This is a genomic window from Pseudoalteromonas sp. NZS11_1 (assembly GCF_015864275.1).
In the GTDB taxonomy this organism is placed as follows: Bacteria; Pseudomonadota; Gammaproteobacteria; order Enterobacterales; family Alteromonadaceae; genus Pseudoalteromonas; species Pseudoalteromonas arctica.
Genome location: NZ_JADYXK010000004.1, coordinates 157,770 through 177,217 on the forward strand (window position 1 = coordinate 157,770; position 19,448 = coordinate 177,217).

A 19,448-nucleotide genomic window follows, 5' to 3' on the forward strand; every position below is an offset into this window, starting at 1 on the left:
GAGGGGGCTTACTTTGCTGGTTCTTCTTCACTAGGGAGGTATTTGTACAAGGCAATAATAGTGGCAAAAATACTTACAAAGGTAATACCCATTAAACCAAACACTTTAAAATTAACCCAAAAGTCGAGCGAAAAATTATATGCAATATAAATGTTTAGTGCTGCGATGCCAGCAGTTATAGCAACCCACATTAGGTTAAGCTTATCCCATAATGGTTCTGGGACAACAATGGCTTGTTTTGTATCATTAGCATTTTCGAGGATTGAGCTAAGCGCTTTTTTAACGAGATTTTTCTTAAGTACATAACGGCTAACAAGTAACGTTAAGCTTAAACCTGCGTATATGAGTGTTGCTTTCCATTTTATGTATTGCTCATCATGAAGTACCAGCGTTAACGTACCAAACACAGCAGCAATGCCAAAAAATATCCACTGACGAGTAGGCACAGCTCCATGTTTAAAGTAGCTATAAGCAACTTGAATGAGCGTAGTGGCCATTAATAAACCGGTAGCCCAGTAAATATCGACTAGCTTAAAAACTGCAAAAAACAGTATGAGTGGGATGTATTCAATTAATGCGTGCATAGCTTACCTAAATTATACAAAAAAGAGTCAAAGGCTTTTTACCACATAAAGCTTAGCAACTACAAGGTTGACTTGTTGCCCTGTAACCCTTAGCCTGCGTGGCTTTATTGCCAATTTGGTTTGGTATTTTTTATATCATCATATTCCCACGCTTAACCAACACTGATTTGGCGTGTATTTAGGAGCCTAAAATGAATAAAGCAGAACTCGTTGCTGCCATTGCACACAAAAGTGAATTAACAAAAAAAGATTCTCAAGCGGCGCTTTCAAGCTTGCAAAAAGTAATTACTAAATCGCTTTCTGAGGGCGATCAGGTTCAAATTAATGGCTTTGGTACGTTCGCACTAAGTTACTACCCAGCGCGTACTGGGCGTAACCCGCAAACAGGTGCAGCAATTGAAATAGAAGGCGCTAATAAAGCGGTTTTTAAACCGGCTAAGGCGTTAAAAGATCTGCTTTAAATTTATTTAAGGTTTTAAACCCCGTATTGATAGATAAGTTACATGAGCGCGAAGTAAATTCGCACCTACGGGTATATGTTGTAGGTGAGGTTTTACACCTCGCGTTTGGTGACTTTAAATTATATGAGATGGAAATAAATTCGCACCTATGTAGATTATTCATAATCTCTAAATGATTTACATGGCATTATAAATCCCACAGACATTAAATCCTTAATTTTCAAGTGCTTGTTATCGGCACGCATTATGCTGTTTAACTGTGTGTTTCGAACATATTTTTAAACAATACCAGTCTGCTGATATATGGGGTCTATTGAACGTTAAGAAAATCACGCTAGAACAAGGCAAAAATTTTTCGTATTTAGTTGTTCTAAATGAAAGGTTTTTAACGACGTTATAGTGCGATTTAATTCGTTAAATTGCTCAAAGATTTATGCAGGTTGGTATAATATAAGGAGATCTCAATGAGTACATTACAAACAAGCACGCGTTTACAAGGCAAAAAAATTGCAATTTTAGCCACTGATGGGTTTGAGCAAAGTGAGCTTTTATCTCCACGCAGCGCATTACTTGATGCCGGTGCAAACATCGAAATAGTATCAATTAAAGAAGGCCAAATTACGGGTTGGGATGAAGACAAGTGGGGCGATAAAGTAACAGTAGATAAACTAGTCACAAACGCAGACCCCGCTGATTACGACGCGCTTATGCTACCTGGTGGTTTATTTAACCCAGACAGTTTACGCCAAGATAAAGATGCTAAAGCCTTTATTGATGGCTTTTTTGGCGCAGAAAAAAATAAACCCGTTGCTGCAATTTGCCATGCACCGTGGTTACTAGCTGAAATTAATAAACTGCGCGACCGTACTATTACCTCTTTTCCAAGTATTAAAAGCGACTTAATTAATGCAGGTGCCAATTGGGTTGACCAAGAAGTATGTGTAGATAAAGGCTTAGTAACGAGCCGAAGCCCCGCCGATTTAGAAGCATTTAATGCTAAATTTATTGAAGAGATTTTAGAGGGTAAACACCAAGCTCACTAATTTTCTTTTTTAAAACGTTTGGTTATTGATACAGCGTTTGATTTTAAAAAACAAAAAAGGGCATTTAAAATGCCCTTTTTTTAATGCGTATAAAACACGCCCTAGTTAGATTATAGCGATGTAGCTGCTTTCATATCGGCTACAAAAGCTTTTAGATGCGCGGTCATTACAGGTAAATCATTAAGGTTAGCTTCAATAATTTTAACTACAGCAGAGCCTGAAATAGCACCGGCTGCTCCTGCATTAAGAGCCGCTTTTACATCATCTGGCGTTGAAATACCAAACCCTAAAAGAGCAGGGGCTGCATGGTATTCTTTTAATTTAGTAACAATATTACCAGCAGGCATTTGTGCTTTAGTATCGGTACCGGTAACACCTGCGCGCGATAGTAAATACGTATAACCACGACCGTAAGAGGCACACTGGCGAAGTGTGTCGTCATCTGCATTTGGTGTTGCAATAAAAATTGGGTCTACACCGTTATCCATTGCTGACTTTCTAAACATTTTAGATTCATGCAGAGGCACATCAGCCACTAAAATTGAGTCTACGCCTACTGCTTTTGCATCTTTATAAAATGCTTCAATACCACGTTTAAACACAAGGTTTGAATACAATAATAAGCCAATTGGAATATCGGCATTATACTCACGTATTTCTTTAATAATATCAAAGCAATCTTGTGTATTAATGTGCACATCGAGGGCGCGAATATTAGCTTTTTGAATTACTGGACCATCTGCAATTGGGTCTGAAAACGGAATACCAAGTTCAAGCGCATCAGCGCCGCCGTCAATTAGACTTTTAATAATCGCAATACTTTGCTCTTTACCTGGGTCGCCAATCGTTACAAATGGTACAAACGCACCTTGTTTTTGCTCGTTAAGCGCTGCAAACATTTTGCCGTAACGATCCGTTTTTACTTGGCTCATAGCTGACCTCTTTCAGTTAGTACATTGTGAACGTGTGCTAAATCTTTATCGCCACGACCACTTAAATTAATCACTATAACACTTTCCTCGGTTAGCTCCTCTGCGTACTTAAGCGCATAAGCTAACGCATGGCTTGATTCAAGCGCCGGAATAATCCCTTCATTTTTAGCAAGCGACTGAAACGCATCAAGCGCTTCTGTATCGGTAATACCCACGTATTGAGCGCGACCAGTTTCGTGTAAAAATGCATGTTGAGGACCAACAGCTGGGTAATCAAGACCCGCTGATACAGAGTAAGACTCTTCAATTTGGCCATCATCATTTTGCATAATGTACGTATAAGTACCGTGCAATATGCCTTTTGTGCCTTTACAAATTGTTGCACCGTGCTCATTTGTATCAAGCCCTTTACCAGCAGGCTCAACACCAATTAATTTAACGCCTGGCTCGTCAATAAAGTCAGTAAACATACCAATTGCGTTTGAACCACCACCAACACAGGCAATAACAGCGTCAGGTAAACGACCTTCTGCTTTAAGTACTTGTTGCTTAGCTTCTTCACCAATAATTTTTTGATACTCGCGTACAATTGTTGGGAATGGGTGAGGACCCGCAGCTGTACCTAGTAGGTAATGTGCGTCTTGGTAATTTGCTGACCAGTCACGCAGCGCTTCATTTACTGCATCTTTTAATGTGCCAGAACCCGCTGTTACCGGAATAACTTCTGCGCCCATTAACTTCATTCTAAATACGTTAGGTTGCTGACGTTCAACGTCTTTTGCGCCCATATAAATACGACATTTTAAACCCAGTAAGGCACATGCAAGCGCTGTTGCAACACCGTGTTGACCGGCACCTGTTTCAGCAATAACTTGTTTTTTACCCATACGCTTAGTAAGTAACGCCTGACCAAGTACTTGGTTTGTTTTATGTGCGCCGCCGTGTAGTAAGTCTTCACGCTTTAGGTACAGTTTTACTTTTGGATTTTTAACTAAATTGCGCGTTAAAGTAAGTGGGGTAGGACGACCCGCATACTCGTTTAATAATTTACTTAGCTCTGCCTGAAACTCAGGATCTTTTTGTGCTTTGTTAAATTCATTTTCTAACTGCTTAAGCGCAGGGACAAGTAACTCGGGTACAAACATACCGCCAAACTCGCCAAAATAAGCTGGATTTTGCATTTTAACCTCAATAATTTCTGATGCTTGTGAAAGCATTATGTAACTTGTTAGGGCACTTTTTATCCGCAGATTCTTCAACGCCTGAGTTTAAGTCAAGGCCTAAGGCACCTTTAAAAAGCGCATCTTTAATATTGTCTGGATTTAAGCCTCCAGCGAGCATAAATGGTGTAGTTGCGCCGCTAAGCACCGACCAATCAAATGCTTTACCAGTACCGCCAGCTTGTGTATCACTGTGCGTATCGTAAAGGTGTCGATCAACCCCATTTACAGGCGTTGGCAATGCATCTTTTATTGCTTGGGCTTTCCAAATTTCGCAATTAGTTGGAAGTTGTGTACGCAGCGCAGCAATGTAATCGTCACTTTCTTGGCCATGTAATTGAACTGCCGCTAATTTTAGCACACTTGCGTATTGAGCAACTTGCTCAATGGGAGCATCTACAAATACACCAACAAAGTTAAGTGGTGCGCTTTGGCTCAGCTCTCTTGCACAATCTAAATCGACATAGCGAGGCGATTTAGGATGAAAAATTAAACCACCATAAACAGCACCGTTTTGATATGCCGCTTGTGCATCTTGGCTACGTGTTAAACCACATACTTTATTGTCGCCTAAAATAACACGGCGACATGCTTGCTCTAAATCACGCTCGCCCATAAGTGAGCTGCCAATTAAAAAGCCATCGCATAATGGAGCTAAACGTTTTACGTCTTGATGGGTGTAAATACCCGATTCCGAAATAACCACTTTATCAGCCGGAATAAGCTTTCGTAGTTTTTCAGTAGTGGCTAAATCGGTGCTTAAATCGCGTAAATCGCGGTTATTAATACCAATAATTTGTGCATCAAGCGCAAGTGCGCGGTGTACTTCTTCTTCATTACTTACTTCGGTTAAAACCGACATATTAAGTGAATCGGCAACAGCATGCAGTGCTTTATAGCTTTCGTCATCGAGTACCGAAAGCATCAGTAATATAGCGTCACCACCATAAATACGTGCCATATACACTTGGTACTCGTCTATAAAAAAGTCTTTACAGATAAGAGGTTGTTCTACTTGGCTGCGCACAAATTCGAGGTAGTCAAAGCTGCCTTGAAAATATTTAGCATCAGTTAACACACTCATGCATGTAGCATATTTTTTATAAACTGAAGTAATTTCAGTTAAATCAAAAGGCTCTCTAATTAACCCTTTTGAAGGCGATGCTTTTTTACACTCTAAAATAAACTGTGTGCCAGGTGCTGCAAGTTCTTTATAAAAGCTACGGCTTGTAGGCACTGCAAGATGCCTAAAGCTTTCAAGCGGGCGCGCAGCTTTTCTCTCAATTAGTTCTAATTTTTTATCAGCAACAATTTTGTCTAATACATTAGCCATTACTTACCTCAATAATTGCACTTAGTGTGTTCATGGCTTGCCCTGAACTTAATAATGTTTGTACTTGCTTTGCCCCTTCTTTTAACGTTTCTGCTTTACCTGTTAGGTATAAAAGGGCAGCTACGTTAACCACAATGGCAGCATTATGTGCATCTGTGCCTTTGCCTTGTAAGATGGCAAGGCTAGCATTTGCGTTGTATTGTGGGCCTTCACCAGCGAGTTGTTCAAGTGAATAGTTTGCAAGGTCAAAGTCGCTTGGGTTTAGTGTGTACTGTGTAAGCTCGCCATTATTTAGCTCAACTACCGTTGTTGGGCCGTGTAGGGCTATTTCGTCAGTGCCCGAGCCGTGAACAATCATAGCGCGCTTTGTGCCAAGGGTTTTAAGTGTTTGTGCCATTGGCATACACAACGCTTCGTTATAGACGCCGAGTAATTGCACTTCAGGTGCTGCAGGGTTAGCAAGCGGACCTAAAATATTAAAAATAGTGCGTGTTTTAAGCGATGTTCGTACGCCCATCGCATGGCGTACGCCACTGTGATAGTGCGGTGCAAACAAAAAGGTAAAATTGGTTTGCTCAAGACATTTTGCTGCTTGCTCTGGGCTCATATCTATATTAATGCCCAGGGCTTTGAGTAAATCGGCAGAGCCTGAATTACTCGATACACTGCGATTACCATGTTTTACCATGTTAATACCGGCAGCAGCGGCAACAATTGCAGCCGTTGTACTTATATTAATTGTGTTTGAACCATCGCCACCAGTGCCACAGCTATCGGCAAGTTGCGTACTGCTGGTAGTAAAAGCAACGGCGTTTTCGCGCATTGAGGCTGCAGCGCCTGCAATTTCGTCGCTTACTTCGCCTTTAATTTTAAGGCTTATAAGTAGGGCGGTTAGCTCAATTTCACTCATATTACCTTGCATTATTTCATCAAAAAGCGCTTTGGCGTCTGCGTAGCTTAATGATTGCCCCGTAATTAGTTGCTCAATCGCGTGTTGAACATTTATGGGTTGTTCTGGTTGTGTACTCATAATGTCCTCTTTTATTTAGCGCGTGTTAAGTAAGCGACACTTTGCTGAAGTAGCATCGCGCCGTTTGGCGTTAGTATTGATTCTGGATGAAACTGGTAACCCAATGCGTTGTCATCATGATGATAAATAGCCATAGGGATATCTTCGTACTGGGCAATAACCTCAATATTATCAGGCACTTTTGTTGCCATTAATGAATGGTAACGTGCCACAGGCATTGTATTGCCCATTCCATCAAATACAGGGTGCTCGCCTAAATTAATAATTGAAGACTTACCATGTACGGTTTCACCCGCGTGACCGATTACTCCACCGTAACTTTGTGTTAATGCTTGTTGGCCTAAACAAATGCCTAGCATTGGGAAGTGGCCTTTAGAGAGCTCAATAAGCTCCATTAAACAGCCCGCATCGCTTGGTGTGCCAGGACCAGGCGAAAGTACTAATAGCACTTGGCCTTGCTCTTGGCGCATTTTGTTAAAAATAACCTCAGCGCTAATGTTGTTTCTGTAAACAACCAGTTCGCAGCCAAGCATCGTAAGCTCATCAACAAGGTTATATGTAAATGAGTCAAAGTTATCTAAAAAATAGATTTTGATAGGATTCGCTTTACTCATTCTATACCGCCTTATACGTAGATTTTATGGCGGTGATAACCGCTTGTGCTTTAGCGCGAGTTTCGTTTGCTTCTGAAATAGGATCTGAGTCAAACACCACACCGGCACCTGCTTGCACATACGCTTTGTTATTTTTAACAAAAGCTGAGCGAATAACAATACAGCTATCCATTGCGCCATCACCGGTTAAGTAACCTACTGCGCCGCCATAGCTGCCACGGCGCTTACCTTCTGTTTGACGAACAAGCTCAGCAGCACGAACCTTTGGTGCACCAACAAGCGTGCCCATGTTCATACACGCTTGGTAAGCATGCAGTGCATCAAGCTCGGGTTTTAGTGTGCCAACAACGCGTGACACTAAATGCATTACTTGTGAATAGCGGTCTACTTTTAATAGCTCTTTGGCAAAACGAGTACCTGCAACACTAATGCGGGCTACGTCGTTACGGGCTAAATCGACAAGCATTAAATGCTCGGCGCGCTCTTTTTGATCGTTTCTAAGTTCAAGCTCAATGCGGCTGTCTAGGTCTGGATTTATTTGCCCATTAGCAAATTTGCCACGTGGGCGAGTGCCAGCAATTGGGTATACTTCAACTTGCTGAGATTGCACTGTGTATTTAAGTGCTGATTCAGGCGATGCGCCAAATAAAGCAAAGTCTTCATCGCGCATATAAAACATATACGGACTTGGATTTTGCTTTTTAAGCTGGCTATAAGCATGCAAAGCGTCAGGACAAGGTAGTGAAAATGTACGCGATGGCACTACCTGAAAAATATCACCGTCTACAATATTCTTTTTAAGCTTAACTACTTGCTCGCAGTAAGTGTCATCGTCTATATCAACGCTTACCTCACATTCGCCACTTTGCATATCTGCACTAAATTCTGAAGCGTTATCGCACAGTGTATTTAATCGCTCTAGCTCTTTACCTACTTCAAAGCAGTTAGCGTGTACGTCTGGGCCGTTAAATACATTACCAATGAGTTCGGTTGTTTGTTTTTGATGATCAATAACAACTAAGGTTTCGGCTAAATAAAATACGTAATCTGGGCAGGTATTTTCGCCATCAGGTACATCACTTAACTGCTCAAAGTTTGCTACCATATCGTAGGCAAATACACCGCCTAAAAATAACGAAAATGGATTGTTAGTTGTGCTTTTTATACTGTTAATACAAGTGCGCAGAGCGCTAAATGCATTATCTGCAATTAGTTTACTCGCTTCGTCAGTATCGCCGCTAGTGTCTAAATAACACAGGGTAAGTGTTGCGCCGTCTAAAGTAGCGTCACAGCTTTTAACATTTGCCTGCAAGTAGCTTAGAAGCTGTTGCCCATTATTAGATTGAGCAGTAATAGTAACTGTTTTACCTTGGCATACAATGCGCAGTGCACAGTCGACTAAAATTAAACTTTTTACACTGTCTTTAGAATCAATCTCAGCCGATTCAAGCAGTAGTGAGTTAGGCTTATCAAGTGCCGCGTATAATGCAAGAGGACTACTAATATAGTCGCGTACTTGCGTAATGCTTGTTACTTCGCCTGGTGTGGTAGTTATATGACTAAAAATCAAACCTCATTCCCTCAAAAAATTAAACCCCGCAATGCTTTAGCAATGCGGGGTTTGAATAACGATATCTAAATTACAAACAGATCATTACCGTCCCGCTATATCAGGCGCCACCACCAACGATGTGTAAGAGTAAGACCGTTATTCATGTTTTTCTGCCTCAAAATTTGTTAAATATTTTTAACGTATACGTTTCGTAAAATTTAGTTATAAAAAAACCCGCATAGTTGCGGGTTTTGAATTTTTGTTAGACACGACAATTCATCACCCGATAATTACGAGTGCCACCACCAAATAGTGTTTAAGTTTGAATTGATCATTATTGTTAATTCTTAATGTGTCTGAAAGTGGCTACAGTAAAACGTATCTTATGCTTTTGTGTCAAGTGTTTATTTAAAACAATTTAGTCAAAAAAGTTGTTATACTTACATAAACACCAGTAACCCTTAATTTTAAGCAGTTTTCTTTTGATAAAATATGATTTACATAGCCATACCACACATTCAGACGGGCGTTTAACGGTTGAAGAATTATTGCATCGCGCTGTTGATAAAAATATTGATGTGTTTGCTATTACCGATCATGACACTGTGGCGGCTATTAAGCCTGCGCAGCAATTTATTAAAACCGAAAACTTACCGCTTTCATTGATAACGGGTACCGAAGTGTCTACTAAATGGGAAAGCTTCGAAATTCATATTGTAGGTTTAAATATTGATATTAATAATATTGACCTTACCTCTTTATTATCAGCTCAGCAGCAAAAGCGAGAAGAGCGTGCACTAGAGATTGGTGTTCGCCTTGCAAAAAATGGCTTTGATGGCATTTACGAGCAAGCTAAAGAGCTGGCAAAAGACGCGCAAATAACGCGTGCACATTTTGCGCGCGCCCTTATTGAGCGCGGTGTTGCTAAAAATTTCCCGGGTGTTTTTAAAAAGTACTTAGGGCGTGGCAAAACAGGCTACGTACCAAGTTGCTGGTGCACCATGCAAACCGCTATTGAGGCCATACATGCCGCTGGTGGTGTTGCTGTACTAGCGCATCCAAGTAGCTATCAAATGTCAAACAAGTGGCTACGCAAATTATTAGTAGAATTTAAAAGTGTAGGAGGGGACGCAATGGAAGTTGCACAACCTCAACAGGCGCCAAGCGAACGTCAATTTTTAGGTGAACTCAGCCGTGAGTACGAACTACTTTGCTCGCAAGGGTCTGATTTTCATTTTCCGACAAGCTATTTAGAGCTTGGCAAAAATTTATACCTACCAAAAGACTGCCAAGGTGTTTGGCAAGCTTGGGAAGGAGAAGAAGGGGCATTAACATGAGTCAATTATTTCATATTCATCCTGATAACCCGCAACCGAGACTAATTAGTCAAGCCGTTGATATTATTAAACAAGGCGGCGTTGTTGTTTACCCAACAGATTCGGGCTACGCCATCGGTTGTAACATTGGTAATAAGCAAGCCAAAGAGCGCATAGAGCGTATTCGTGGTATTGAAAAAAACGATAATTTTACGCTAGTTTGCCGTGATTTATCGGAGCTATCTACTTACGCACGTGTAGATAATCAGCTATTTAGGTTAATAAAAAATAATACGCCAGGGCCATATACCTTTATTTTTAAAGGCACAAAAGAAGTCCCTAAACGTTTATTAAACGACAAGAAAAAAACCATTGGCATGCGTGTAATTGAGCACCCAATAGCTTGTGCGTTGCTCGCCGAACTTGGTGAGCCGTTAATGTCATGCTCTTTAATTTTACCAGGTGAGCAGTTTACAGAATCAGATCCTGATGAAATATTAGAGCGATTAGATAAACACGTTGATTTAATTATTCACGGTGGCCACTTAGCCGAGCAAGCAACCACGGTAATCGATTTGTCGGAAGATGAAGTCAAGATTTTGCGTGTTGGCTGTGGTGATACAAGCCCGTTTGAGTAATAGCGAGTGAGCGAAAGCACTGCGAATACAAAAAATAGTGAAAAGCCAGTGCAGCAAAAGCTGCCACTGGCTTTTTTGCATGGTAAAGCGGTTGTAGACAAACCAGAAGATTTATACATTCCACCTGACGCGCTCGAAATAATATTAGAAACCTTTGAAGGCCCGCTCGATTTACTGCTCTATTTAATTAAAAAGCATAAGCTTGATGTACTCGAACTTTCTATTTTTAGTATTACAGAGCAGTACGTAAGTTATGTAGAAATGATGACCGAGTTTCAACTCGAACTTGCTGGCGAATATTTAGTAATGGCTGCGTTACTTGCGCAAATTAAGTCGCGCTTATTACTCCCTGTACACGAAGAGCTTGAAGAGGAAGAAGATCCTCGCGCAGAGCTTATTAAACGCCTGCAAGAGTATGAGCTGTTTAAACAAGCCGCCGAAAATCTCGACGATATTCCTCGTGTTGGTCGTGATATTTTTATAGCGCATGCCGCTATGCCAATAAGTGAAGATACAAGTCAAAATCTCCCCGATATTGAACTTAAAGACTTAATGCTGGCGCTGAGTGATGTAATGGCGCGAGCAAAAACGTTTGAGCATCATCAAATTACTGCTGAAGTACTCTCAACCCGAGAGAGAATGAGCCAAATATTACAGCAACTATCGCAAGCAAACTCGGCATTGGTATTTAATGCGCTTTTTACCCCAAATGAAGGGCGAAGTGGTGTAGTGGTTAGTTTTATAGCTATGCTTGAGCTCATTAAAGAAGGGCTTGTTACCTGTTTGCAAGTGAGCCCTGAGAGCTTAATTTATGTCAGCTTAAGCGAACAATCCACCCTATAAAACTATCTGTTTAATCCTCAACTTCTAAAACTAACTTTAATTATCAAAGTTCTGTGCGTATACGCACGTAAAGTGTTTGTAAATGTTATTTTCATTTATGGCTGTGCACTATATTGTAACGTCATAGCATTATAGGAAGTTACACATGTTTAAAAATACACCTTCATCTTACGGACTTGTCGCTATTATTTTACATTGGCTCATGGCGCTGACTATTTTTGGCCTGTTTGGTTTAGGTTTATATATGGTTGAGCTTACTTATTACGATAGCTGGTATAAAGGTTCACTCGATTTACATAAGAGTATTGGTATTACGCTTGTGGCCGTATTTTTATTTAGAATTTTATGGCGTGCTTTATCTACACAACCTAAACCATTAGGTGAGAGTAAAGGCATGAACCAATTAGCGCATACGGCGCATATTGCTATGTATATTATTTTGGCTGTTATTGTTGTTGCAGGGTATTTAATATCAACCGCAGACGGGCGTCCAATAGAAGTATTTACTTTATTTAATGTATCAGCGCTTGATTTTGCCTTTGATGACCAAGCCGATATTGCAGGAAAAGTACATTATTACGGCGCGTGCACATTAATCGGGTTTGCAGTATTGCATGCACTAGGGGCGTTAAAGCATCACTTTATCGATAAAGATAAAACCTTAATTAGAATGATCAAACCATTAAAGGATGATTAAAATGAAAAAATTATTAGTAAGCACAGCCGTTTCGGCTGCAATGATGTTATCGGCAACAGCCGCCAATGCAGCTGATTATGTAATTGATACAAAAGGCGGGCATGCATCTGTTAACTTTAAAATTAAACACTTAGGTTACAGCTGGTTATATGGTCGTTTTAATACTTTTGACGGCACATTTAGTTACGATGCTAAAAACCCTGATGCGTCAAAAATTATGGTAAACATTGATACCACAAGTCTTGACTCTAACCATGCAGAGCGCGATAAGCATTTACATGGTAAAGATTTTTTAAATGTAGATAAATACCCAAAAGCGACATTTAAAAGCACGAGTATTAAATTTGATGAAGACGGCGAAGAGGCTGATGTAACCGGTGAGTTTACGCTGCACGGCGTAACAAACACTATTACTTTTGAAATAGATAAAGTGGGCGAAGGTAAAGATCCGTGGGGCGGCTATCGCGTAGGTTTTGAGGGCGAAACCAGCCTTAAACTTACCGATTACGGTATTGATTACAACTTAGGACCTGCATCTACCCATGTTGATATTATTTTATCAATAGAAGGCGTTCGTCAGTAATACCATTATTAAATATATAAACGCCACTTACTGTGGCGTTTTTTTTGCTTAACAGAAACTCAAATTAAGCGACTTCGAATTTGCTTATTTTGCGCTATTAATACGTGATTTTAATAGAGGCCTTAAATGCTCGGGCAACCAGCGCATGAGTAAATCATTATAAGCCTGCATTTTTTTAATAACTTTAAGCTGCTCATTAAGAATAGCAATGTCTTTTGCGCCTTGCTCGTTTTTAGTACAACCAATAAAGCCATAACTGAGCGCTGGGGATTCGGTTAATGGACGCTGCGTTAAGTTCTCTTCAAAGTGCATTGATTTAGCTAAATAGTAATGCTCGCTTGGGTAACCCAGCAAAATATCAATTCGTTTTAGGTTAAGCATATATGTGAGGCTCGCTAGGCTATCGCGAGTGGGTCTAATTACTAAATCTATATTAGGCGTACTGTTTATCAATGTATCTATCTCTTGGCCATAAGAGCGGCTCATAGAGATCCCAAGAGTTAGTTTTTTATCTTGTATTAAATCTAATAGTGATACTTCTTTTGATTCCGCTATATTTAGCGCTTTGGCGAGTCTTTTGTGCATTGCTATTGAAGGCGAGAGGCCCGTTGTTGAGCTCTCCTCTGTAAAATAAATATGCTCTTTTCTGTAATCATTTTTATAAAGCGATAACGCACAAACATTATTTGAAGTATTAGATAGCTCTTGGATTACTTTACCTGAAGGGATAAGCATGCGGTTAAAGGTAATATTAGGAAGTTGTTTTTCAAGTAATGAAATTATGCTTTCGTCACGGCCTTGGTGTTGATATTGACCATTTAAAATATAATAGGGTGCAAAGTCGTGCGCTAGCCAGTTTATGGTTCTAGCATTGCCTATTGAGCTCAGACAGAAAAAAAGTAAGAAAGTTAAAAATATACGGAGCATTACAACAGCTGCCAGTAATTATTATTGTAAAACTATTGTAACCAATAAAGAGCTAAAAAGTAAAATGCCAGCAACGAGGCTGGCATAATATCTTATCAATAATTGCAATAATAAAAGGGCAATTAAAGTTATGTGTTGCTTAGTTAGCTTTTAGCCACTTAACAAACTGGCGTGCATCACTCGCTTTTTGAAACAATGCATTTTTTAAACCTTGTGTATCACTAAAGATTACACGATGTTTGTTTACTGAAATTGATTGCACTGGATGTGCGATTTGGATCATAGACCCATTATATTTATAAGACATAATAAAACTCACTTTATTCTTGTTATTTATTCTGCGCTATATTTTTATAGCAAATTGCAGTTAATAAATTAACGATGTTGTGTTTAGCTTCATTACAGTGTTGACGATCTTTATGACACTTTTGCGATGATAGTAAAAAATCATCTCGGTATTATTCAAGGGGTTCTCGCCGTACAATAACTTAGCTTTCAAATATACGTTTTGCGGGGCTTACTGGATCAGGGTAAATGGTTAACCGCGGCGGTTTCTTTAAACCAGAGAGGGAAGGTAACTTATATATAAATTGTGCGCAAGCTATTTTTGTAAAAATATTTATAATAAATCTTATCAACTGCTTACAAAGCCCATTTTTAGTTACCAAAGGATAAGTATGAATTACCTAATAGTGAGTGATATTTATGGTTTAACCCCTGCTTTAAGGAGGTTATCACACGCAATTAGTTCAAATTTAGTGATTGTTGACCCTTACAATAACAAGTATCAAGCTATTGAAAGTGAACAAGATAGTTACAACAATTTTATACAGCAGTGTGGCCATGATAAATACACCGACAAACTTCAAAAATGCTTTGAGAGTTTAAAACTGCCAACGACGTGTATTGCTTTTAGTGCAGGGGCAAGTGCAGCATGGCGGGCACAGTTATTAACAGGCAATACACACCTTAAAAAGTTAATTGGCTTTTACCCGTCGCAAATTAGACATAATTTAAATTTAAGCGCAAAAGTACCCTGTGAGTTCATATTTCCAGCAAGTGAGAGTCACTTTAATGTTGATGAAGTTATTAAAGCTTTAAGCACCAAAGCGAATGTTAAGTGCTATAAAACCAATTTTTTGCATGGTTTTATGAACGAGTACTCAACCAATTTTAACGCGCAAGGGCTTGTTGAATATAGTAACTATATAAAACAGAGCAGCCGTTAAAGCGTGTTTAGCTGCTCTTTACTAATATCAGGAAAATCGGTGCGGGTATTATATTTTGCATACAGCGTTGTAAAAACGCTACTACCGGATAGCTTATCTAACTCTTTTATAAAGGTTTTCGCACTAGAACGAGCGGGTCTACAGCATACTTGATACTGTTTTATTATACCCGCGACAGATAAACCTTGTTTTTGTAGCTCCAAATCGGCCTGTGCAAAAAAAGCCGCACCCGTCCAATAAACACGTTGCTGGGCTCGTTGTTTCCACATATCGGCAGAGAGCTTATCAAGTGGCTGTGTTTTAGTTTTAGTTTGCAGGCGGGCACGATCAAATCCTGCATTTAAACGTTGTACAAATTGCGGCTGGGTAATTATACCGCTGTCACGCATTATTACGTTTTGCATATAACTGGCAAAACCCTCGCTAAGCCAAAAACCGGAGTAGGGAAGTAGCGGCAAATATAAATGCGAAAGTTCATGGTATAGCGTCCAATCTTTAGTGAATGCATTTAAACTGGCATAGCGATCTATATGTAGTTCAAGCCCATCGGGGTTATTGCGCTTAACTGTAGCCCAAGGTACAGGCTCAAAAGCAAAGTATTGCGGTTTTAAATAAATAGGCAATGTGGTTTGTTTTAAAGGTCCCAGTGTATTTTGTGTTTTTTCAACACTTTGATTAACCCATATAGACACCGTATTTTGAGCATTACTTGAGAGCGAGCTAAGGTTATGTATGGCTACTTCAACGGCTAATGCGTTAAAAGAGCTGATTAATAGTAGCAGTACAAAAAAAAATTTCATTAAAATGCTCCACTGTAATTTAATAACTGGTACGAAAATTCTAATATACAAGACTAACTAAATGGATAAATAATCACGCCTAATTCTTTATTTTTTAAAATGATAGTAACTATAAAAGTACAAATACAGACACTCCTAGCTAAGCATGGTTTAATCAATTAATCGTTATTTTAAGTTAGGTTTAGCCATGACGTATCAGCATATTCAAGTTCCTGAGCACGGCCAAAATATCACTATTGATGCACAAGGACACTGGCAAATACCGTTAGAACCTATCATTGCCTTCATTGATGGCGATGGCGTGGGGCTAGATGTTATGCCGGTAATGCGCCATGTCGTTGATAGTGCAATTGAGCATTGTTATAAAAGCGCACGGAAAATTCATTGGATGCAGGTTTATAATGGCGAGCAGGCCGCAAAGCTGTACGACGGTGATTGGTTTCCACAAGAAACAATTAACGCGGTACGTGCCTGTAAAATTGCCATAAAAGGGCCGTTAACCACACCACTAGGTGGTGGTTTTCGATCTCTTAATGTTGCACTCAGGCAAGAAATGGATTTGTTTGTAAATATGCGCACTATAAAAGGTTTTAGTGCACTCCCTTCTCCTTTAAAAAACCCTTTTTTAACAAACATAACAGTGCTTCGTGATAGTAGCGAAGACGTGTACTCAGGTATTGAGTGGCAAGCAGGCAGTGTAGAGAGCGAAAAAATGCTCGATTTTTTATGTGAGGAAATGGGCGTAACCCGCCTAAGGTTTTCACAAGAGTGCGGAATTGGTATTAAAAATATATCTAAAGAAGGCTCTGAGCGACTAATGCGCTTTGCAATTAACTATGCACTTAAAAACAATAGTGAATCATTAACGCTAGTGCACAAAGGTAATGTACTTAAATTTACCGATGGTGCATTTAAGCGTTGGGGGTTTGCACTTGCACAAAACGAGTTTAATGCCACTGCACATGAAAATGGGCGTTGGTTGCAAATAGAGCGAGCACACCAAGCGCCCTTAATTATTAAAGAAGTCATAGCTGACAACATGCTGCAACAATGTTTAATGCATCCAGAGCAATTTGATGTAGTGGTGACGACTAACCAAAATGGCGACTTTTTAGCAGATATGCTCAGTGCACAAGTTGGTGGTGTTGGCATAATGCCCGCTGCAAATTTAAATAACGATGTCGCATTTTTTGAGCCTACACATGGCACGTTTGAACGTATAGCAGGGCAAAATAAAGCAAACCCCAGTAGTAGTATTTTAAGTGCGGTATTAATGCTTAAATTTATGGGGTGGGACGAGGGCGCATTACTCATAGAAAATGCGTTAGAGCAAACATTTAAAAGCGGTGAAGTAACCTTTGATTTAGCGCAAGAGCAGAGCGATAACTCAAGTATTCATAACTCGACAACCTTAACTTGTACTGGCTTTGCAAAGAAGGTTATCGAGCACTTTTAAATACATCCATTATTAAGCTGCTGAGGCAGTTTTTACTCTGTGCATACAAGGGCGGTTGGTTAACTGCGCTGCACGATGGTAAATCTCATGTGCTTGGGGTTCATCGCACTGTGTACCACTAAGCGTATCCATTAACGCAACAACAATAATTGCAGGAACCTGGCAGCAATACTCGTCTAAAACGGCTTCCGTAGTTTGTGCATCAACATGGCAAAGTGGATGATTTTTAAGTTGGTATGCATTTAATAATGTATCAACTTCTAATACATCATCTGGTTGATGCTTTGTTTTACGGCATTTACAACCAAACTCGTCAACTAAAGTAGCTAACGCTTGGTAAGTTTCAGTGGTTTTAGCCTTAGTGCATAACTGCTCTTCAATGAACTGATGCAAGTTAGCATCGATGAATAATCCGTCTTGGCGTGTGAAAGAAGCTGTTGTCATAATAATTACTCTTAGTTTGTTGGCTTAACTTCACTCTAGCGCTAAGTGTATTATTAATAAAATTGTTGTTTTCAATAACTGATATTGATTTTATCAATAGTAAGATTTAATGGTTAATAGAACGCAGAAAACAATCTTAAATAATACTAATTAATTTGGTGCAATGCGGTGAAAGTGTGCACAAAACTGGAACAAAGGGAGGAGTTGAGGAATAAAGAAGGAATCTTAGTTAATTGTTTTTATTGAATTTTAATTATTTTATGAAGTTGGTACTAAGCTTGCTAATAATACGCTGTAGGTAGATTCCTATATCGACGATTTCCAAAAGCGCCACGGTATTTTCCCAAAGTTGAATACCGTGGCGCTTTTTTATTTTTCGCGTGTATTTTATTTAGCCGTCACAATAGCAATAACAATAGTAATGTTAAATTTTAATAAAGTAGGGAATAGCCACTAAAATAGCGCCTACAATCAGCAGCATACTAACACTGGTCATAAAGTACGGAAAAACCAATAACGACAAACCAATACAAAGTGGCACTACGGCTTTTTTTCTTCGCCCGTAAGTAAGGTAGCCAATACCTATGCCGCCAAACAAAACACTCCACGCAATTATTGATGCACTATCCATTTTTTCTCCATTTGAAGTTATTGTATAAAACCGAGCTTGTTCGAAACTTATAACTCAACATATCTGTATTTAATTTATCTATCTGCAATCGTTTTAGCAAACGCTAATAACTCACGTCTTAACCATTGGTGTGCAGGGGCATGGTGCAGCAGTGGGCTCCATATCATTTTTACTTCAATAGGGACTATTTGAAATGGCACCGGGCTGATTACTAAATCAGTATGAGAAGTTAATAACTTAGCTTGCCTGCGCGGTAGGGTGGCAATAAGTTGCTCTGATTGGCAAAGCAGGCTTGCAACCATGTAGTGGCGAGTAAAAACACGTATTTTACGGGTTTGCTCTAGTTGCCAAAGCGCTTCGTCTACCCAGCCTAATTTTTGCTTTCCCGATTTATTAGTAACAGCGGCCTCCGGCCCCCAACCTGCACGGTTTACCCAAATATGTTCTTTTTGTAAGTAGTCGTCTAACCCTGATTGTTGTAAAAATGTATTTTTAGGATGGGTTAAACAACAGTAATTATCGCGCCAAACACTGGCTTGATGAAACGAGCGTGGTAGGCCATTAAAGCGGTTTATTGCTAAATCAATAGTGCCTTTTTCCATGTCTTGCAGGTTTACGTCGCTTGGGCTTAATACATCAAAATTAATACCGGGATTTTTACTAAGCTGCGCAGTTATAAAAGGGGCTATTAAGGTCGACTCTATGTAGTCGTTTGCCATTATTCTAAAGGTAACTTCAGCGGTTGTAGGGTTAAATTGCTCACTAGGCTGCGTAATAGCTTCAGCCATTTTTAATAGGGCCTCAACTTCAGGCTTTAATGCAAGTGCCTTTGCCGTTGGCGTCATAGAGCCTGCGGCACGCACAAGTAGCGGGTCGTCAAATAAATCGCGCAAACGTTTTAATGCGTTACTCATAGCCGGTTGCGTAAGAGCAAGTTTATTTGCAGCTTTTGAAACACTTTTTTCATCGATGAGTACATTTAAGTAAACTAACAAGTTGAGGTCGACGTTTCTTATATTCATATGGGCGTGTTGGCCTTTCAGGGTTGAAATTTGTTCAATCTAGGGGCGATTTAATCGCGGCGCGAGGTTTGCCACCTAGTGGGCTAAGTAAAA

22 protein-coding genes are annotated in these 19,448 nt (G+C 39.7%); 9 read left to right on the forward strand and 13 right to left on the reverse strand.

The annotated features are described in order from the left end of the window. Positions 1-8: 8 nt before the first annotated feature. On the reverse strand, positions 9-584 hold the full coding sequence (locus tag I6F44_RS05520) for an inner membrane-spanning protein YciB (RefSeq protein ID WP_121954219.1): 576 nt from the start codon (positions 582-584) through the stop codon (positions 9-11). Between the two features lie 191 nt (positions 585-775). On the opposite strand from I6F44_RS05520, the gene I6F44_RS05525 reads away from it, so the two are divergent. Together I6F44_RS05525 and I6F44_RS05530 are read left to right on the forward strand one after the other, a co-directional pair. Further along, positions 776-1,045 carry an HU family DNA-binding protein gene (locus tag I6F44_RS05525; RefSeq protein ID WP_007375441.1) on the forward strand — a complete coding sequence of 90 codons (270 nt, stop codon included), beginning with the start codon at positions 776-778 and terminating at the stop codon, positions 1,043-1,045. Positions 1,046-1,509: 464 nt separating this feature from the next. After that, the gene (locus I6F44_RS05530) at positions 1,510-2,088 is read left to right on the forward strand and encodes a type 1 glutamine amidotransferase domain-containing protein (RefSeq protein ID WP_007582489.1); all 579 of its coding nucleotides are present in this window, start codon (positions 1,510-1,512) and stop codon (positions 2,086-2,088) included. A 110-nt stretch (positions 2,089-2,198) separates the two neighbouring features. Here the strand turns inward: I6F44_RS05530 and trpA are convergent, their stop codons facing one another. From trpA to I6F44_RS05560, 6 genes are read right to left on the reverse strand one after another with little or no spacing between them, the layout of a single operon-like run. Further along, positions 2,199-3,020 carry a tryptophan synthase subunit alpha gene (gene trpA, locus I6F44_RS05535; RefSeq protein ID WP_121954218.1) on the reverse strand — a complete coding sequence of 274 codons (822 nt, stop codon included), beginning with the start codon at positions 3,018-3,020 and terminating at the stop codon, positions 2,199-2,201. After that, complete coding sequence (gene trpB / locus I6F44_RS05540) at positions 3,017-4,201, reverse strand: tryptophan synthase subunit beta (RefSeq protein ID WP_010554212.1); 1,185 nt, start codon at positions 4,199-4,201, stop codon at positions 3,017-3,019. The genes trpA and trpB overlap by 4 nt, the downstream gene beginning before the upstream one ends. Positions 4,202-4,208: 7 nt before the next feature. Next, positions 4,209-5,573, reverse strand: coding sequence for a bifunctional indole-3-glycerol-phosphate synthase TrpC/phosphoribosylanthranilate isomerase TrpF (gene trpCF / locus I6F44_RS05545; protein WP_197173395.1), 1,365 nt, complete (start codon positions 5,571-5,573; stop codon positions 4,209-4,211). After that, positions 5,566-6,603 carry an anthranilate phosphoribosyltransferase gene (trpD, locus tag I6F44_RS05550; protein ID WP_101216721.1) on the reverse strand — a complete coding sequence of 346 codons (1,038 nt, stop codon included), beginning with the start codon at positions 6,601-6,603 and terminating at the stop codon, positions 5,566-5,568. The genes trpCF and trpD overlap by 8 nt, the downstream gene beginning before the upstream one ends. A gap of 11 nt (positions 6,604-6,614) precedes the next feature. After that, on the reverse strand, positions 6,615-7,217 hold the full coding sequence (locus I6F44_RS05555) for an aminodeoxychorismate/anthranilate synthase component II (RefSeq protein WP_007582498.1): 603 nt from the start codon (positions 7,215-7,217) through the stop codon (positions 6,615-6,617). Between the two features lies 1 nt (position 7,218). Then, positions 7,219-8,787, reverse strand: a complete 1,569-nt coding sequence (locus I6F44_RS05560) for an anthranilate synthase component 1 (RefSeq protein WP_007582499.1) — start codon at positions 8,785-8,787, stop codon at positions 7,219-7,221. Positions 8,788-9,251: 464 nt separating this feature from the next. Here I6F44_RS05560 and rnm point away from each other — a divergent pair, with 464 nt between their 5' ends. The 5 genes from rnm to I6F44_RS05585 all read left to right on the forward strand — a co-directional run bounded on the left by rnm (position 9,252) and on the right by I6F44_RS05585 (position 12,846). Further along, positions 9,252-10,106, forward strand: a complete 855-nt coding sequence (gene rnm, locus I6F44_RS05565; protein WP_024590417.1) for an RNase RNM — start codon at positions 9,252-9,254, stop codon at positions 10,104-10,106. Then, complete coding sequence (locus I6F44_RS05570) at positions 10,103-10,723, forward strand: L-threonylcarbamoyladenylate synthase (RefSeq protein WP_024590418.1); 621 nt, start codon at positions 10,103-10,105, stop codon at positions 10,721-10,723. Before rnm ends, I6F44_RS05570 begins: the two co-directional genes overlap by 4 nt. 6 nt (positions 10,724-10,729) lie before the next feature. Continuing rightward, complete coding sequence (locus I6F44_RS05575) at positions 10,730-11,566, forward strand: segregation and condensation protein A (protein ID WP_101163607.1); 837 nt, start codon at positions 10,730-10,732, stop codon at positions 11,564-11,566. Positions 11,567-11,711: 145 nt separating this feature from the next. Further along, on the forward strand, positions 11,712-12,263 hold the full coding sequence (locus I6F44_RS05580; protein ID WP_002961572.1) for a cytochrome b: 552 nt from the start codon (positions 11,712-11,714) through the stop codon (positions 12,261-12,263). Position 12,264: 1 nt separating this feature from the next. Then, positions 12,265-12,846 carry a YceI family protein gene (locus tag I6F44_RS05585; RefSeq protein ID WP_007582505.1) on the forward strand — a complete coding sequence of 194 codons (582 nt, stop codon included), beginning with the start codon at positions 12,265-12,267 and terminating at the stop codon, positions 12,844-12,846. 84 nt (positions 12,847-12,930) lie between these two features. On the opposite strand, the gene I6F44_RS05590 is transcribed toward I6F44_RS05585, so the two are convergent. Together I6F44_RS05590 and I6F44_RS05595 are read right to left on the reverse strand one after the other, a co-directional pair. Further along, positions 12,931-13,773 (reverse strand): transporter substrate-binding domain-containing protein, encoded by an 843-nt coding sequence (locus I6F44_RS05590; protein ID WP_197173396.1) that lies wholly within the window; start codon positions 13,771-13,773, stop codon positions 12,931-12,933. Positions 13,774-13,912: 139 nt separating this feature from the next. Continuing rightward, on the reverse strand, positions 13,913-14,080 hold the full coding sequence (locus I6F44_RS05595; protein ID WP_002961566.1) for a hypothetical protein: 168 nt from the start codon (positions 14,078-14,080) through the stop codon (positions 13,913-13,915). 370 nt (positions 14,081-14,450) lie between these two features. Here I6F44_RS05595 and I6F44_RS05600 point away from each other — a divergent pair, with 370 nt between their 5' ends. Then, positions 14,451-15,002 (forward strand): hypothetical protein, encoded by a 552-nt coding sequence (locus tag I6F44_RS05600; protein WP_024604154.1) that lies wholly within the window; start codon positions 14,451-14,453, stop codon positions 15,000-15,002. Here the strand turns inward: I6F44_RS05600 and I6F44_RS05605 are convergent. Beyond that, positions 14,999-15,802 carry a M61 family metallopeptidase gene (locus I6F44_RS05605; RefSeq protein WP_197173397.1) on the reverse strand — a complete coding sequence of 268 codons (804 nt, stop codon included), beginning with the start codon at positions 15,800-15,802 and terminating at the stop codon, positions 14,999-15,001. The two genes, I6F44_RS05600 and I6F44_RS05605, sit on opposite strands and share 4 nt — an antisense overlap. Before the next feature lie 187 nt (positions 15,803-15,989). Here I6F44_RS05605 and icd point away from each other — a divergent pair, with 187 nt between their 5' ends. Further along, the gene (gene icd / locus I6F44_RS05610; protein ID WP_121955420.1) at positions 15,990-17,258 is read left to right on the forward strand and encodes an NADP-dependent isocitrate dehydrogenase; all 1,269 of its coding nucleotides are present in this window, start codon (positions 15,990-15,992) and stop codon (positions 17,256-17,258) included. Between the two features lie 12 nt (positions 17,259-17,270). Here icd and I6F44_RS05615 read toward each other — a convergent pair whose 3' ends face one another. The 3 genes from I6F44_RS05615 to I6F44_RS05625 all read right to left on the reverse strand — a co-directional run bounded on the left by I6F44_RS05615 (position 17,271) and on the right by I6F44_RS05625 (position 19,355). Then, positions 17,271-17,702: a hypothetical protein gene (locus I6F44_RS05615; protein ID WP_165735344.1), complete on the reverse strand. Its 432-nt coding sequence runs from the start codon at positions 17,700-17,702 to the stop codon at positions 17,271-17,273. A gap of 424 nt (positions 17,703-18,126) precedes the next feature. Next, positions 18,127-18,333, reverse strand: coding sequence for a hypothetical protein (locus I6F44_RS05620; protein ID WP_008169332.1), 207 nt, complete (start codon positions 18,331-18,333; stop codon positions 18,127-18,129). Between the two features lie 74 nt (positions 18,334-18,407). Continuing rightward, the gene (locus tag I6F44_RS05625; RefSeq protein WP_008138369.1) at positions 18,408-19,355 is read right to left on the reverse strand and encodes a LysR family transcriptional regulator; all 948 of its coding nucleotides are present in this window, start codon (positions 19,353-19,355) and stop codon (positions 18,408-18,410) included. Positions 19,356-19,448 lie beyond the last annotated feature (93 nt).

What these genes read in the sequence shown, in the direction of transcription:
- I6F44_RS05520 (WP_121954219.1), bottom strand. Translation starts at nt 584, where the DNA reads ATGCACGCATTAATTGAATACATCCCACTCATACTGTTTTTTGCAGTT.
- I6F44_RS05525 (WP_007375441.1), top strand. Translation starts at nt 776, where the DNA reads ATGAATAAAGCAGAACTCGTTGCTGCCATTGCACACAAAAGTGAATTA.
- I6F44_RS05530 (WP_007582489.1), top strand. Translation starts at nt 1,510, where the DNA reads ATGAGTACATTACAAACAAGCACGCGTTTACAAGGCAAAAAAATTGCA.
- trpA (WP_121954218.1), bottom strand. Translation starts at nt 3,020, where the DNA reads ATGAGCCAAGTAAAAACGGATCGTTACGGCAAAATGTTTGCAGCGCTT.
- trpB (WP_010554212.1), bottom strand. Translation starts at nt 4,201, where the DNA reads ATGCAAAATCCAGCTTATTTTGGCGAGTTTGGCGGTATGTTTGTACCC.
- trpCF (WP_197173395.1), bottom strand. Translation starts at nt 5,573, where the DNA reads ATGGCTAATGTATTAGACAAAATTGTTGCTGATAAAAAATTAGAACTA.
- trpD (WP_101216721.1), bottom strand. Translation starts at nt 6,603, where the DNA reads ATGAGTACACAACCAGAACAACCCATAAATGTTCAACACGCGATTGAG.
- I6F44_RS05555 (WP_007582498.1), bottom strand. Translation starts at nt 7,217, where the DNA reads ATGAGTAAAGCGAATCCTATCAAAATCTATTTTTTAGATAACTTTGAC.
- I6F44_RS05570 (WP_024590418.1), top strand. Translation starts at nt 10,103, where the DNA reads ATGAGTCAATTATTTCATATTCATCCTGATAACCCGCAACCGAGACTA.
- I6F44_RS05580 (WP_002961572.1), top strand. Translation starts at nt 11,712, where the DNA reads ATGTTTAAAAATACACCTTCATCTTACGGACTTGTCGCTATTATTTTA.
- I6F44_RS05585 (WP_007582505.1), top strand. Translation starts at nt 12,265, where the DNA reads ATGAAAAAATTATTAGTAAGCACAGCCGTTTCGGCTGCAATGATGTTA.
- I6F44_RS05590 (WP_197173396.1), bottom strand. Translation starts at nt 13,773, where the DNA reads ATGCTCCGTATATTTTTAACTTTCTTACTTTTTTTCTGTCTGAGCTCA.
- I6F44_RS05595 (WP_002961566.1), bottom strand. Translation starts at nt 14,080, where the DNA reads ATGTCTTATAAATATAATGGGTCTATGATCCAAATCGCACATCCAGTG.
- I6F44_RS05600 (WP_024604154.1), top strand. Translation starts at nt 14,451, where the DNA reads ATGAATTACCTAATAGTGAGTGATATTTATGGTTTAACCCCTGCTTTA.
- I6F44_RS05605 (WP_197173397.1), bottom strand. Translation starts at nt 15,802, where the DNA reads ATGAAATTTTTTTTTGTACTGCTACTATTAATCAGCTCTTTTAACGCA.
- icd (WP_121955420.1), top strand. Translation starts at nt 15,990, where the DNA reads ATGACGTATCAGCATATTCAAGTTCCTGAGCACGGCCAAAATATCACT.
- I6F44_RS05615 (WP_165735344.1), bottom strand. Translation starts at nt 17,702, where the DNA reads ATGACAACAGCTTCTTTCACACGCCAAGACGGATTATTCATCGATGCT.
- I6F44_RS05620 (WP_008169332.1), bottom strand. Translation starts at nt 18,333, where the DNA reads ATGGATAGTGCATCAATAATTGCGTGGAGTGTTTTGTTTGGCGGCATA.
- I6F44_RS05625 (WP_008138369.1), bottom strand. Translation starts at nt 19,355, where the DNA reads ATGAATATAAGAAACGTCGACCTCAACTTGTTAGTTTACTTAAATGTA.